Raw genomic sequence first — 549 nt, 5'->3', positions numbered from 1 at the left:
TGTACTCCAGGATATTTCTGGCACTTTTGCCATTGATATCTGTGATCGTACCGGATATTTTGATATTGGCGCCTTCCAGCATCTTTTGGAGTCTGTTCAGTTCGCGGTTACGTTCCCTGACAAGGCTCTTGCGGTAACGAACGAGTTCTCGCAGTTCTCGCTGGTCTTTGTCAGGAATATAGCTTGCCCGGAGCAGGCCATGCATAAGAAGATCAGCGATCCATTCCGCATCCTTTACATCTGTCTTACGTCCTGGAACTGCCCTCATATGGCAGGCATTCACCACGATAGCATTCAGACCGGAAGATTCAAGGATATTATATAAAGGTTTCCAATAGGAGGCTGTGCTTTCCATGGCAGCCATTTCAAGGAGTTCTCTAGTTGTTGCACCGAACTCACGAATCTCTTGTTGGTTGCCTTTTTTGAAACAAGCGATGATAAGTTTTTTGTGCACATCAATACCACAACATTTGTCGTAAACTTTTTCCATAATGCTACCTCCATGGATAGAATTTACGGCATAGCTTCCTGTCTTTTGATATTTTACTG

General features: G+C 44.1%; 1 protein-coding gene. It reads right to left on the bottom strand.

The window, feature by feature from the left end; translation table 11 throughout:
• On the bottom strand, positions 1-490 hold a 490-nt coding region (locus tag JMF81_RS15865; RefSeq protein ID WP_201312399.1), incomplete at its 3' end, for an IS110 family transposase.
• Positions 491-549: the final 59 nt, after the last annotated feature.

Source organism: Anaerostipes butyraticus (assembly GCF_016586355.1).
GTDB classification, from domain to species: domain Bacteria; phylum Bacillota; class Clostridia; order Lachnospirales; family Lachnospiraceae; genus Anaerostipes; species Anaerostipes butyraticus.
The sequence above is the reverse complement of the archived record's forward strand: the minus strand, read 5'-3'. Positions and strand labels throughout refer to the sequence as shown.